The following is a 12,767-nucleotide window of genomic DNA, read 5'->3' on the forward strand; positions in this document are numbered from 1 at the left end:
GAACTGATTCCCATGGATAAACGATCCGATACCCGGGCAAACGGAACGCGCCGTGACGCCATCCGTCCCGGCTGCATAGTGGATATCGTTCTCAAGGAGGACCAGCGGAGCGGAAAAGTGACCCGGGGCATAGTCCAGGATCTCCTGACCAACTCCGCGACGCACCCGCACGGCATCAAGGTTCGGCTCCGGGACGGGCGAGTCGGGCGGGTAGCCTGTGTCATCGGGACTGAAGAGTCCTCCGGCACCGGGCACTGATCGACGCCGCAGGGGCCGGCCGCAACCGTTAAAAAAAGATTCTCCTTATTTCCAGTCCCGTGAGACGATAGTACTGCCCTCTTCTTTTTTGCGCTCAATCTCCGCTTTGAGGGAGGCAAGCATCTCCGGGCTTACCAGGCTCCCGCTCATGATATAGAGGGAGCGCTTCTTTGTCTCCGGGTCGGTCTCGTACGTCACGATGAAATCCTCGTGATTGGCCAGAGCCGCAAGGAGCATCTCTGGCAGGGTATCTACCAGGGTCTTCTTTGTCCGTACCCGATGCTTTTTGATCAATGTCATGCCGGTGTATTTTCCCTCTGATCCAATAAGGACTCTCCGGTTTTCTCTCCGGGTGGGAATGGCCGGATGCGAAATGCGCTTTGAGGGAGCCTGGCCCCCTCGGTCGGGCAGAGTCTTTTTTTTCCGGAAGCTTCGGAGATCGTGATGCGATCTTTTTTTTAGAAAACCTCATCTGCCGGGTTGATGAATTGAAGAGATTGGATCCCGCCTTCAGGGTGCTGGGATGGCATGCATCACGCGGGTAAAAAAAATTCAGGGTGTCTTTTGCACGCCATATATTTTGCATTGCTGCTTTTTCTATAGCAAAGATATTTTGGGGCTTCCGGGATCATCGTTCCACCGCATACCTCATTACCCGGTAAAGATATACCGGTATTTGGAGAGATGGTGTATGCGGGATCTCATCACTACTGCTGAAATCTGGAAGGAAGGCAGCATGTACACATCCTACTGCCCGGAACTTGATATTGCCAGTTGCGGTCACACTCAGGAAGAGGCGCGTAAGAACTTACGGGAAGTCATCGCCATCCAGCTGGAAGAAACGGAAAAACTGGGAACTCTCGATGATCTCCTCAATGAATCCGGGTATACCCGGGAGGGGAATGTCATAAAGACCGGCAAAAAAATTGTTTGCTTTGAAGAGATCAGGATCCCGGTTTCAATACAGTAATATGAAAAACCGCTCAAAAGTACGAGAGCATCTGCTTTCGATCTCTTTTCTAAAACAACCTGTCTTGGGTGATGCCCGGTGAAAAAAATTTCCCCCACGGATTGGAAGACGCAGGTGAGGATATTTGAAAAAGCGGGATGTACATTCATCCGCCAGAGTGGCGATCATCTTATCTTCCATCACCCTTCTGCAAAACGGGCTGTCGTGATTCCCCGGTATGATGAAGTCCCGGTTACAATCATCCTCAACAATATGAAAACTATTGGCATGACGCGGGAAGATTACCTGCGACAGATCCACGAATAACCGGAACCTGATCCGGTACCGGTTCTTCCTCATCCCGCCCCCAAAATACTCCCATAAAACGCTTCTTTTCGGTTCTCGTGGAAATAAGGGCAGTAAATCGGCTTATTTGGCAAAATACGCCAAAATTGAGCCCCATATAATGCCCATAATCGGCCTGTAATGGCCTTTTTTCGGCACTTTTTTCCCGGAAAGGGACAAATGCCCGTTTGAGGTGAGATCAGGGCAGGAAAGGGCCTTTATGAGGTTCATTAAAATCGTCAGATTGCAAAAATACGGCTTATTTGGGCTTGGATTAAAACGGAGCCCAAATTGGGCTCCGATGGTACCCCAAAAAAGGGTCATCCGGGCTCAATTTGGGGCCGGATGGGATGAGGTCCGCAGGGAGCACGCGGGGAGGAGAGGAGTGCTCAAAAGGGTGCAAAAACCCGGGTCAGGGTACTAGGAATTAATATCCTCTTTTGCTAATCTATTCTGTGAGAGCAACGAGGCGGCCGGCATGGACATCTACGAGCTTATCGCACAAAAAAGACCGGACATTCTTGCACTCGCAGATCGGTTTGCCATAAAAAACATCCGGATCTTCGGCTCGGTTGCCCGCAAGGAAGCAACAGAAAAAAGCGATATCGATTTTTTAGTGGAGTTTCCTCCGGGCACATCGCTCATCACCCATGCTGCATTCCAGCAGGAACTCTCGGAACTGCTCGGGCGAAGTGTTGATGTTGCATCGGCAAACGGGATCAACGAACATTTCCGCAGGATCGTGCTACAGGAAGCCGTGCCGCTATGAGAACTGATCGTGATCGTCTCCGCGATATTCTTGAAGCAGTCAGTAAGATCGAAAGGAAACTTCCGGACTAAACCCTCCCATTTTGCATCAGTGGGGATATCGTGGGGGCTGTCGCCCCCACACCCCCACGAGCGAGAGAGCCGCCGCCCCCGACGGGGCGCCCCCGCGGCGGCATTGAAATAGAATCATCCACCGCACTTGCCCAAGCAGAGGGCCCGATGAGGCGCCCGAGCGACTATGAGCAAAAGCGAGGAGGGGAAGGAATCGCAATAAAATATTTCTGGGGTTTTGAAAAGAGATTGATGCCCGACGCGCAAAACGCCTCGTCGGGTTTTGCGCTACGCACTTACCGGGATCCCAGTGCCTCTAAAAATCCATAAAGTGGGACGTCTCAAATGGGATCATGTCAGAATCTGTAGGAAAAAGGACTCACCAAGAAAGATGGATGGAATTTCTGGCTTGGGTTGTGGCTATTGCAGCATTTGCTTCAATAACTCTGCAAGTAATCGCTTTAACAGACCCATTACGAATCGTAGAAGGAGTACTCACGGATATATTTCTTCTCGTGGCTGTCAGTATTTCGTACATCACCGTTGTTAAAGGAAAGGATTAACTTTTTTAGAATCCGCAGTTTCCGGAACCCATAAAAAAGAAAATGCTACCTTAAAAAAAGAAGATTCTGCAAGTAAAACTTCAGAAAAAGTGCGAGGGATGGGAGTCGAACCCATGAATCCCTGCGGAACTGGATCTTAAGTCCAGCCGAGTTGGCCACTTTCGTACCCTCGCGCCCTATAGTATTTGCCTGTAGGATAAAAAGAATCGTGGCGTTTGCGGGTCCGGCAAAAAGAGAACCTGCCCTGCCGGGATACATCACATCCGGAGTCCCCGAGGATATCCTTTGAGCCGGTGGCCGGGTTTACCCGCAGGGGTTGGTGCCAGCGCGAACGCATTATATCATTTGCCGTATCCATACTGTATCCGGCGAGTGCATGACATCCTTTACCTGTACCGGCTGGGTTGAACGGGACGGTACCCGGCTTTCCCCGGCAGAGATCGAGAAGGTGGTGCGGGCCGATCCGGCAGGGGTCCGGACGTTCGGCGGCGAATTCTTCCTCTCATGGGATACGTGTCATGCACGCGATCATTTTGGCATCATCCCGGGCCCGGGCCCGAAGGGTGCGCTTGTCTGCAATGGCGAGGTGCTGAGTCTGATCGAGCCGGACCCGGCACCGTGCACCCTTGAGGAAGCGATTGTGACCGCGGTCCGGCTCCGCAGCGATGAGGGTGTTACCGCACTCTCGGGCGGCGTGGACTCGGGTCTTGTGGCTGCGCTTGCACAGCGCGAATGCGTGGCTGTCGGTATGAAGGGTTCCCATGATCTTGCCCGTGCGCGGCGTGCGGCAGACCTTCTTGGCCTTACCTGTACTGAGGTTGAGATCACTTCCCCTGAGATCGAGACAGCCCTCCCGAAGGTAATTGCGGCTATACCAAAAAAAGACCCGGTCAATACCGGTATCGCCCTCACCATGTATTTTGTTGCCCGGTGGGCAGGAGAGCACGGGTACCGCCGCATCCTTGCCGGGCAGGGGGCAGACGAGCTCTTCGGCGGCTATGCCCGGTATCTCACCTCTCCTACCCTTGAAGAAGATCTCGCACGGGATGTTGCAGGGCTGGAATTCCAGGCCGCACGCGACCAGGCAGTTGCCGCCCTGTTTGGGACATATCTCTCCATGCCCTACCTGGATATCCGGGTTGTGCGCGCTGCACGCGCCATCCCGGCCTGCGAAAAAGTACGGGACGGGCAGCGTAAAATCCCCCTGCGGGAAATTGCAGCGCACCACATCCCGCAGGAACTGGCCGGCTATGAGAAGAAAGCCATGCAGTACGGGAGCGGGGTTTGGGGAGAGCTAAAGAAGCTTGCCCGTAAAAATGGTTATAAAACGTCCGTGCAAGATTACATAGACCACATCGGACGGGTGGAACATGGTCACTGAAAAAGACGTAGAGCATATCGGTGAACTTGCCGATATCGGCATCGATACCCATGAACTTGCCACTTTTACCGGCCAGTTCAATGCAATTGTGGAATATTTTGACGTGCTTGACCGGGTGAAGGGAGACGGAGCGGTCAGCCGGGATCTCTATAATATCCTCCGGGATGACGAGATCGAACCGTCGCTCCCGCAGGAAGAAGCGTTAAAGAATGCCGGGGCACAGGAAGACGGGTTTATCAAGGCCCCACGGGTGATGTAGTGGCAGAGCATACGATCCGTTTTGAACCAGACGACCGGTACAACGCGTTCCTGACCGTCTGCCCGCACCCGGACCATGGCAAAGGAGATCTCTCCGGCATCGCAGTTGCCGTCAAGGACAATATCTCAACCCTGGGCATCGAGACTACCTGCGCATCAAAGATCCTCAAAGGCTATGTTCCGCCCTACGATGCGCACGCGGTGACCCTGCTCAAAAATGCCGGCGCAGCGGTGGCCGGCAAGACCAACATGGACGAGTTCGGGATGGGCACAAGCACCGAGAACTCGGCGTTTGGTCCCACCTTAAATCCCCGTGACACCGGAAGGGTTCCCGGCGGATCTTCCGGGGGAAGTGCTGCCGCGGTTGCAGCGGGCATGGTGCGGATGGCGCTTGGCACTGACACCGGGGGTTCAATCCGCTGCCCCGCTGCGTTCTGCGGGATCGTGGGCCTGAAGCCTACGTACGGCCGGGTCTCCCGGTACGGCCTGATCGCGTACGCAAATTCGCTGGAGACGATCGGTCCGATGGCAGCAAACGTGTCCGATGTCTCGCTGCTGATGTCGGTGATTGCCGGGCACGACCGGCGGGACACCACCTCGTACGACCGGCCGTACCAGCACACCCCGTCCGCTGAGATAAAAAGGCTGAGGATCGGTATCCCGGAGGAGTACTTCGGGGCAGGGGTTGACCCGGAGGTTGCATCCGTAGTCAAGAGGGCGATAGGCCGGCTTGAAGAGCTCGGCGCCGTCACCGTCCCGTGCAGCATCCCGTCGATGGAATATGCACTCGCCGCTTACTATGTGATCTGCACCAGCGAGGCCAGTTCCAACCTTGCGCGGTTCGACGGGGTCCGGTACGGCCCGGCTGCCGATACCAAAAAGTCGTGGCATGCGGCGTACCAGGACGTGCGGAAGCAGGGGTTCGGCCCCGAGGTCCGGCGCCGGATCATGCTCGGGACGTTTGCCCTTTCCTCGGGATATTACGGGAAGTATTATGCAAAAGCGCAGGTGGCCCGGGAGAATGTCAGGAAGGACTTTGCCCGGCTCTTAACTGACGTGGACGTGCTCTGTGGTCCCACGATGCCAACCATCGCGTTTAAGCTGGGCGAAAAGAGCGACCCGCTCTCCATGTACCTTTCCGATATCCTGACCGTGCCGGTGAACCTTGCCGGTATACCGGCGATCTCGGTGCCCTGCGGGAAGGTGCAGGGGATGCCGGTCGGGCTCCAGGTGATGGGCAGGCCGTTTGAAGACGAGCGCGTGGTGGACGTTGCCTATGCGTACGAGCAGGCGGTGAAGGCATGATCGATGCAGATGTGATCGTTGGCCTTGAGGTCCACTGCCAGCTGGATACAAAGAGCAAGCTCTTCTGCGGCTGCTCCACGGATTACCGGGACGATGGCCCCAACACCCATGTCTGCCCGATCTGCCTTGGCCTCCCGGGCACGATGCCGGCCTTAAACAAGCGTGCAATCGAATACGCCATGAAAGTGGCAAAAGCGCTCAACTGCACGATTGTCCCTGAGTCCGAGTTCTCGCGGAAGAACTACTTCTACCCAGACCTTGACAAAGCTTACCAGATTACGCAGTACGACAAGCCGCTTGCACAGGGCGGATATGTCGAGATCGAGGGCGACGACGGGAAGGAGCGGAAGATCCAGCTCACCCGCATCCACGTGGAGGAGGACCCGGGCCGGCTCGTGCACATGGGAAATGCCGAACGCGGGCGGTACTCCCTTGTGGATTACAACCGTGCCGGCATCCCGCTCATCGAGATTGTCTCCGAGCCGGACATGCGCTCGCCAAAGGAGGCAAGGAAATTCCTCAACAAGCTCCGCGCCACGCTCGAATACCTTGGCGTCTTTGATTCGGAAAAGGAGGGATCGCTGCGTGTCGATGCAAACATCTCTCTGCGGGGAAACGAGCGCGTGGAAGTCAAGAACATCACCTCCTATAAAGGAGTGGAAAAGGCGCTCACCTTCGAAGTGACCCGGCAAAAGAACCTGATCCGGCGCGGCCTTCCCGTGGAACGCGAGACCCGGCACTACCTTGAGGCCCGGGGGATCACCCAGTCGGCCCGCTCCAAGGAGACGGAGAACGATTACCGGTACTTCCCCGAGCCCGACCTCCGGCCCCTCCGGGTCCAGTCATGGGTAAAGGATATCGCGCTCCCCGAGCTTCCGGATGCCCGGCGCGAACGGTTCGTTACCCAGTACAGCTGCTCGCTGAACCATGCCCGGACCCTGACCGGCGAACTCAAAATGGCCAACTTCTTTGAGGGCGTGGTTTCCGGCGACCGGGCGGGGCTGTGCAGCCTTGCGGCCACGTGGATTGCCGACACTCTTGCCGGGGAACTTAACTACCGGAACATGGGGATCGACTGTGTAGACCCGCACCGCTTCGGCAGCCTGCTTGCCATTCTCAGGGCCGGAACCATCACGGATAAAAGCGGTGTCGAAGTCCTCCGGGTCATGCTCGATGAGCAGCTCAAAGGAGAGACCGTGGAGACGCCCGAAGCGATCGTAGCACGGCTCAACCTTGCAAAGACTGCCGGGGATGACGGGGCCCTTGCCGCTGCGGTAAAAGAAGTAATAAGCGAAAATCCAAAAGCAATCGAGGATTACAAGGCCGGAAAGAACGGGGCGATAAACTTCCTTGTCGGCCAGGTAATGAAAAAGACCCGGGGCCGCGCCGATCCCGGAGAACTCAACCGTCTGGTAGTCGCGGCCCTGAAGGATGGGGGACAGTGATCTGACGTGCACCTGATCGTTGCTGAAAAGAACATCTCGGCCCACCGGATTGCCCAGATCCTGGCCGGAGGTACCAGGGTTATCGAGAAAAAGGATGCCGGGGTATCCACCTACAGTTTTGGGGATACTATCACGGTGGGGCTGCGCGGCCACGTGGTGGAAGTGGATTTCGAGCCCGGCTATGAGAACTGGCGCAGCGAAAAGTACACACCCCGCAGCCTGATCGATGCAAAAACCATCAAGGTGCCTACCGAAAAAAGGATCGTTTCCCTTGTCCAGAAACTTGCCCGCCATGCAGACCGGGTTACCATTGCCACTGATTTTGATACCGAGGGGGAACTGATCGGGAAAGAGGCCTATGAATTGGTGCGTGCGGTCAATAAGAACGTAAAGATCGACCGGGCCCGGTTCTCCGCGATCACAGCGCAGGAGATTGGTTCTGCCTTTGCAAACACAACTGACCTTGATTTTGCTCTTGCCGCTGCCGGCGAAGCCCGCCAGTCCATCGATCTCATGTGGGGCGCATCGCTCACCCGGTTTATATCGCTTGCCGCAAAGAGGGGAGGCAACAATATCTTATCCGTGGGCCGGGTCCAGAGCCCCACGCTCTCCATGATCGTTGACCGGGAAAAAGAGATCGAGAAGTTTGTCCCGGAGAAGTACTGGCAGCTGGGCCTTCTTACGGAAAAGGCGGGCGAGCAGATCGAGGCCCGGCACACAAACGGCCGCTTCAAGGACCAGAAGGCAGCAGAACTTGCCCGTGACCGGACAAAAGAACCGCTCGTGGTAACCGAGGTCAGGGAAGGTACAAAACAGGACCGGTCCCCGTCCCCGTTCGACACCACCACCTACATTGTTGCAGCAGCCCGGCTGGGTTTTTCTGCTGCAAATGCGATGCGGATTGCCGAAGAACTGTACATGAACGGGTACATCTCGTACCCCAGAACGGACAATACCGTATACCCGGCATCCCTTGACCTCAATGGCGTGCTTGCCACGATAAGGAACTCGCCCTTTACAAAAGACGTTGACTGGATCATTTCCCACCGGCGGGCCGAGCCTACACGAGGGAAGAAATCCTCTACCGATCACCCGCCGATCTATCCCACCGGTGTTGCCACCCGGGAAGGGATCGGGGATGACGCATTCCGGATCTACGAACTGGTGCTGCGCCGGTTTTTGGCAACGCTTGCCCCGGATGCACTCTGGAAGACCCTCAAGGTGAACTTTGAGGCCGGTGGCGAAACCTACACCGTGACCGGAGGGCTCCTGCTCGAACCGGGCTGGCATGCGGTGTACCCGTTCTCCGAAGCAAAGGAGACGATCCTCCCGGCATTTGTTACCGGAGAGAAACTACCGATACGAAAAGTCAACCTTGAGGAAAAGGAGACCCTTCCCCCTGCCCGGTACACGCAGAGCAAGCTCATCCAGAGGATGGAAGAGCTTGGCCTTGGCACCAAGAGTACGCGCCATGAGGTGATAGCACGGCTTGTCTCCCGCAAATATATCGAAGGTAATCCCCTTCGTCCGACCCTTGTGGGCCGGGTAGTGACCGAGGCGCTGGAGCAGAACGCCGATACGATCACCAAACCCGAGATGACCCAGACAATCGAATCGCACATGCAGCAGATAAAGGAGAGCAAGCGGACCCGCGACGATGTGATTGCGGAATCGCGCAGCATGCTGCATAAGGCATTTGACCAGCTCGAGGCAAACGAGCAGGTGATAGGAAACGATATCCGGGACCGCACCGCAGAGGAACTCAACCTGGGCCGCTGCCCGGCCTGCGGCGGGACGCTTGCGATCAAGCACATGCGGGGATCGACCCAGTTCATTGGCTGTTCGCGGTACCCTGAGTGTACATTCAATATCGGTCTCCCGGTCACCCAGTGGGGCTGGGCAGTCCGCACCGACGATATCTGCGACAAGCACCACCTCCACTTCGTGCGCCTTGTCAGGAAGGGCGCCCGTCCCTGGGATATCGGCTGCCCGCTCTGCCACCATATCAGCTCCAATGCAGAGTCCCTCACCGAGATCCCCTCCATGGATGAGGCCCTTCTCGAAAAGGCGCGATCAAAGCATATCTACACAGTCGCGGAGATCGCACGGAGCGAGCCGGATGCCCTTGCAAAGTCCCTTGACCTGCCCTTAGAGAAAGCAGGGAAACTAAAAAGTGAAGCCGGGATTGTCCTTGAAAAGCTGCGGCGGCGCTCCGAGTGCCGCAAGTTTTTGCGCAACCACCTGATCCCGCGCAAGGGGCGCAGCTATGCAAAGATCATGGAAGCCCTCGGTCAGTCCGGGGTAACAGATCTCGCAAGCCTTGCCCATGCAACCCCGGCAACACTCCAGCAGGCCGGTATTGGCGAAACCGAGGCCCGTGACCTTCTTACTGAGGCCCGGCTCACCCATAACAGCCAGCTCTTAAAAGGGACCGGTATCCCGGCCGTGAGCCTGAAAAAGTACCTGGAAGCCGGCGTTTCCGGTCCTGAAGATTTTGTCTCCACCGGGGCAGAGAAACTTGCGACCTTAACCGGGATGAGCACCGGCACGATAAACCGGCACCTGGCCCTTGTCTGCGAGTACCTGCACCGCCCCGTGCCGTTAGCCGTTCCCAAGGCAAAACTTGCGAAAGGGAGAAAGGAACTGCTCTCGGTTAAGGGCCTTGCCGCAACCACGGCAGACAAGCTTATCGGGGCAGGGGTCATAAGTGGGGATCTCCTGCTTGCAGCGGATACCAAAAAACTTGCAGCCTCAACCGGGATTGATGAGGAAAAGCTCCGGGGTTACCAGGCACTGATGAAGAAAAAAAAGGAAAACGCGATCATACGGATCTGAAGGATTTTTTTTCCGGGGAATCACGGTTGCCACCCGGGGCGCATTATAGCCGGGAATTCTGCTTACATCCCTGAGACCGGTAACAAATTCTTATGTTTTATTTCCCGAATCCCGGTCCCCGCGAGGGTCATCCGGACGAACCGATGACCGTCTTTTCCAGAACCCCCGGAGCACCGGTTTATTGGGATCGACAACCAATCTGTTCCTGATACTGATGAAGTGGAAAGACTGGGTGCATGTGACCAAACTCGATCCGGATAAACAGCTTGGGCCCGGCGACATCGATGCAATAGCCGCAAGCGGGACCGATGCACTGATGCTCTCGGGTACCTTAAACGTGACCAAAGAGAACCTGCTCGCCCTCCAGAAGATGATCGCGCAGTACGACTTGCCGCTCGTCATGGAGCCGGCGGGGCCCGAGGCAGTACTTATGGAAGGGATCGAGTATGTCTTTGTACCAAGTGTCCTCAACACGACCGACGTGCAGTGGATCGTAGGCAAGCACCGGTCCTGGGTACAGCAGCAGGACGGGAAGATCCCCTGGGACATGGTGGTCCCCGAGGCATATATTGTCCTTAACCCTGCATCGTCGGTGGGCCGGGTGACAAAGGCGGTCTGCGATCTCAAGCCTGCCGAGGTGGCTGCGTACACCGAAGTTGCCGACCGGTACTTCCATTTTCCCATCGTCTATATCGAATATTCCGGGACCTATGGGGCTCCCGCAGTGGTAAAGGCGGCTGCCGAAGCGATCGATCACGCGATCCTCTACTATGGCGGCGGAATCAATTCGGCCGAAAAGGCAGCCGAGATGGGGAAGTACGCAGATACGATCGTTGTCGGAAATGCCGTGTACGATCAGGGCGCCTCTGTCCTGAAAGCAACCGTGGACGCTGTCCAGTAACTTTCTTTTTTTATGCCTGAGATCGACATCGTGCTTGTGGCCCCCCTCTACGAGGGAAACGTGGGGTTTGCCGCACGGGTGATGAAGAATTTCGGGTTTACCCGCCTGGTACTGGTTGATCCCTGCCCGCTTGGCGAGGAGGCCAAGGGCCGGGCATCCCATGCGCAGGACGTGTTGGGAAATGCCGAGATCTGCACCATCGAGGACGTTTTTGCAAGAAGCAGCATTGTTGTCGCGACCACCGGCCAGGTGAGCAAATCGGTCTGCAATCCGATGAGGATGCCGTTTTATTCACCCCGGGAATTGCGTGAGCGGATCGGCATTGCGGAGGGGAGGGTGTCCATTCTTTTTGGCCGGGAGAACTGGGGGCTCAACAACGATGAGGTAAAACGCAGCGATATGATCTGCACCATCCCGACGTCTGATGAATACCCCATCATGAACCTCTCCCATGCGGTAGGGATTGTCTGTTACGAGCTCGCAAACCTCCCCTCCGCCCCGTACCGGCTTGCCACACCGTACGAGATGGGGCACCTGTACCGGCACATAGACCGGTTCCTGGACTCGGTGCACCACCCGGCCTTCAAGCGCGAGAATACGATGATCATGATCCGGCGTATTCTGGGGAGAGCCTGCCTGACCTCCCGGGAGGCAAGCACGGTCCACGGCCTTTTGCGCCGGACCGAGTGGCATGTGGATCCCGATGCACTTGACCGGGAAAAAGAGGCACAGCGCCGGCACAAGAACCAGCATTGCGAGCTTGATGATCATCAGGATGCGGATGAGGGGAATGCTTAGGTAAAATCCCTCAAGAGTCTCCTCACGGTACGGGTAATTATCACCTCCCCTTTTTCGGGGAATGGGGATTACGATTTTTTAAGAGATGGACCTCTGACTCTCCTCTCTCTGTCTGGCAGGTAAGGGTAAATCCTGAGTTTTCGGCGCCGGATTTTTTTCACATTGCAGGAAAAGCCGGGAGGTGATCCCCGTGGGCCGAAACGCCTGCCTCCATTTGCCGTTCAGGGATCCTGCCCGGTCTTTCCCGTTCCGGTTGTTGTTCTGCCGGAAAGAACAGGTCATTTTTACCACAAGTCAAATATAGGCACTCTCATTATTGATGTATTTACTAAAAATTTTTAACCTATTTTACCCAACACTCAATGGGTGTTAACTTATGGGTCTCAACAACATCGACACCAAACAGGTTATAGAATACAAAAAGGAGATCGAAAAGAAACCTGCGGATGCAAAGTTCACCGCAAAGATCGAAGGCAGCTGGCTCTTTGAAGACGGCGGGCCCCAGTTCCGATCGGTGGTCAAGGTTAAGGATGGCACCTACACAATGGAGGCCTGTCACCCGAACTTTGCCGGTCCGGCAAGCCGCCCCGGTCCCATGGCCTTTGGTCTTTTCTGGTTTGCAGCCTGTTTTTCGAGCACCCTTGTTACTGAAGCCTCATTGCGAAAGATCCAGCTCGCGGAGGTAAAGACCCGTGTCGAGGCAGATCTCGATTACACCGCGCAGTTCGATCTCGGGAAACAGCCCCTTGTAAACGGGTTCCGGGTCTTCATGGATGTCAAGGGCGATGTTACCGAGGCCGAGCTTAAGGATCTTAAGGAGTACGCCCTTACGCACTGCATGGGCATGTTCACCATCCAGCATGCAATTTCCCTCAAGGCAGAAGTGAAAAAAGTCTAAAAGAGTAAAAGG

Annotated in this window: 14 protein-coding genes and 1 tRNA gene; 13 read left to right on the forward strand and 2 right to left on the reverse strand. The window is 56.0% G+C overall.

Annotated features, from left to right (window positions below; translation table 11 throughout):
- Nucleotides 1–12: 12 nt before the first annotated feature.
- Nucleotides 13–258, forward strand: a complete 246-nt coding sequence (locus MBOO_RS04455; protein ID WP_012106392.1) for a YwbE family protein — start codon at nt 13–15, stop codon at nt 256–258.
- Between the two features lie 45 nt (nt 259–303).
- On the opposite strand, the gene MBOO_RS04460 is transcribed toward MBOO_RS04455, so the two are convergent.
- Nucleotides 304–558, reverse strand: coding sequence for a hypothetical protein (locus MBOO_RS04460; RefSeq protein WP_012106393.1), 255 nt, complete (start codon nt 556–558; stop codon nt 304–306).
- Between the two features lie 391 nt (nt 559–949).
- Between MBOO_RS04460 and MBOO_RS04465 the strand changes: the two genes are divergently transcribed.
- The 4 genes from MBOO_RS04465 to MBOO_RS13810 all read left to right on the forward strand — a co-directional run bounded on the left by MBOO_RS04465 (nt 950) and on the right by MBOO_RS13810 (nt 2,934).
- Nucleotides 950–1,228: a type II toxin-antitoxin system HicB family antitoxin gene (locus MBOO_RS04465; RefSeq protein WP_012106394.1), complete on the forward strand. Its 279-nt coding sequence runs from the start codon at nt 950–952 to the stop codon at nt 1,226–1,228.
- A gap of 114 nt (nt 1,229–1,342) precedes the next feature.
- Nucleotides 1,343–1,534 carry a type II toxin-antitoxin system HicA family toxin gene (locus MBOO_RS04470; protein ID WP_232385628.1) on the forward strand — a complete coding sequence of 64 codons (192 nt, stop codon included), beginning with the start codon at nt 1,343–1,345 and terminating at the stop codon, nt 1,532–1,534.
- A gap of 496 nt (nt 1,535–2,030) precedes the next feature.
- On the forward strand, nt 2,031–2,321 hold the full coding sequence (locus MBOO_RS04480; RefSeq protein WP_012106396.1) for a nucleotidyltransferase family protein: 291 nt from the start codon (nt 2,031–2,033) through the stop codon (nt 2,319–2,321).
- Between the two features lie 403 nt (nt 2,322–2,724).
- Nucleotides 2,725–2,934 carry a hypothetical protein gene (locus MBOO_RS13810; RefSeq protein ID WP_157677595.1) on the forward strand — a complete coding sequence of 70 codons (210 nt, stop codon included), beginning with the start codon at nt 2,725–2,727 and terminating at the stop codon, nt 2,932–2,934.
- A 90-nt stretch (nt 2,935–3,024) separates the two neighbouring features.
- Here MBOO_RS13810 and MBOO_RS04485 read toward each other — a convergent pair.
- A tRNA-Leu gene (locus tag MBOO_RS04485) sits at nt 3,025–3,107 on the reverse strand.
- Nucleotides 3,108–3,310: 203 nt separating this feature from the next.
- Here MBOO_RS04485 and MBOO_RS04490 point away from each other — a divergent pair.
- The 8 genes from MBOO_RS04490 to MBOO_RS04525 all read left to right on the forward strand — a co-directional run bounded on the left by MBOO_RS04490 (nt 3,311) and on the right by MBOO_RS04525 (nt 12,755).
- Nucleotides 3,311–4,315 (forward strand): asparagine synthase C-terminal domain-containing protein, encoded by a 1,005-nt coding sequence (locus tag MBOO_RS04490; RefSeq protein WP_012106397.1) that lies wholly within the window; start codon nt 3,311–3,313, stop codon nt 4,313–4,315.
- Nucleotides 4,305–4,574, forward strand: a complete 270-nt coding sequence (gene gatC / locus MBOO_RS04495; RefSeq protein ID WP_012106398.1) for an Asp-tRNA(Asn)/Glu-tRNA(Gln) amidotransferase subunit GatC — start codon at nt 4,305–4,307, stop codon at nt 4,572–4,574. Before MBOO_RS04490 ends, gatC begins: the two co-directional genes overlap by 11 nt.
- Nucleotides 4,574–5,878: an Asp-tRNA(Asn)/Glu-tRNA(Gln) amidotransferase subunit GatA gene (gene gatA / locus MBOO_RS04500; RefSeq protein ID WP_012106399.1), complete on the forward strand. Its 1,305-nt coding sequence runs from the start codon at nt 4,574–4,576 to the stop codon at nt 5,876–5,878. The genes gatC and gatA overlap by 1 nt, the downstream gene beginning before the upstream one ends.
- A complete protein-coding gene (gatB, locus tag MBOO_RS04505; protein ID WP_012106400.1) occupies nt 5,875–7,323 on the forward strand; it encodes an Asp-tRNA(Asn)/Glu-tRNA(Gln) amidotransferase subunit GatB in 1,449 nt (482 codons plus the stop codon). The genes gatA and gatB overlap by 4 nt, the downstream gene beginning before the upstream one ends.
- A gap of 6 nt (nt 7,324–7,329) precedes the next feature.
- A complete protein-coding gene (locus MBOO_RS04510; protein WP_012106401.1) occupies nt 7,330–10,158 on the forward strand; it encodes a DNA topoisomerase I in 2,829 nt (942 codons plus the stop codon).
- Between the two features lie 214 nt (nt 10,159–10,372).
- Nucleotides 10,373–11,059: a phosphoglycerol geranylgeranyltransferase gene (locus MBOO_RS04515; RefSeq protein ID WP_048068593.1), complete on the forward strand. Its 687-nt coding sequence runs from the start codon at nt 10,373–10,375 to the stop codon at nt 11,057–11,059.
- Between the two features lie 12 nt (nt 11,060–11,071).
- Entirely contained in the window at nt 11,072–11,857 is a 786-nt protein-coding gene (locus MBOO_RS04520; protein ID WP_012106403.1) for an RNA methyltransferase, read from the forward strand.
- A gap of 376 nt (nt 11,858–12,233) precedes the next feature.
- Entirely contained in the window at nt 12,234–12,755 is a 522-nt protein-coding gene (locus MBOO_RS04525; RefSeq protein ID WP_012106404.1) for an OsmC family protein, read from the forward strand.
- The last annotated feature ends 12 nt before the right edge of the window (nt 12,756–12,767 follow it).

The organism is Methanoregula boonei 6A8, assembly GCF_000017625.1.
Classification (GTDB): domain Archaea; phylum Halobacteriota; class Methanomicrobia; order Methanomicrobiales; family Methanospirillaceae; genus Methanoregula; species Methanoregula boonei.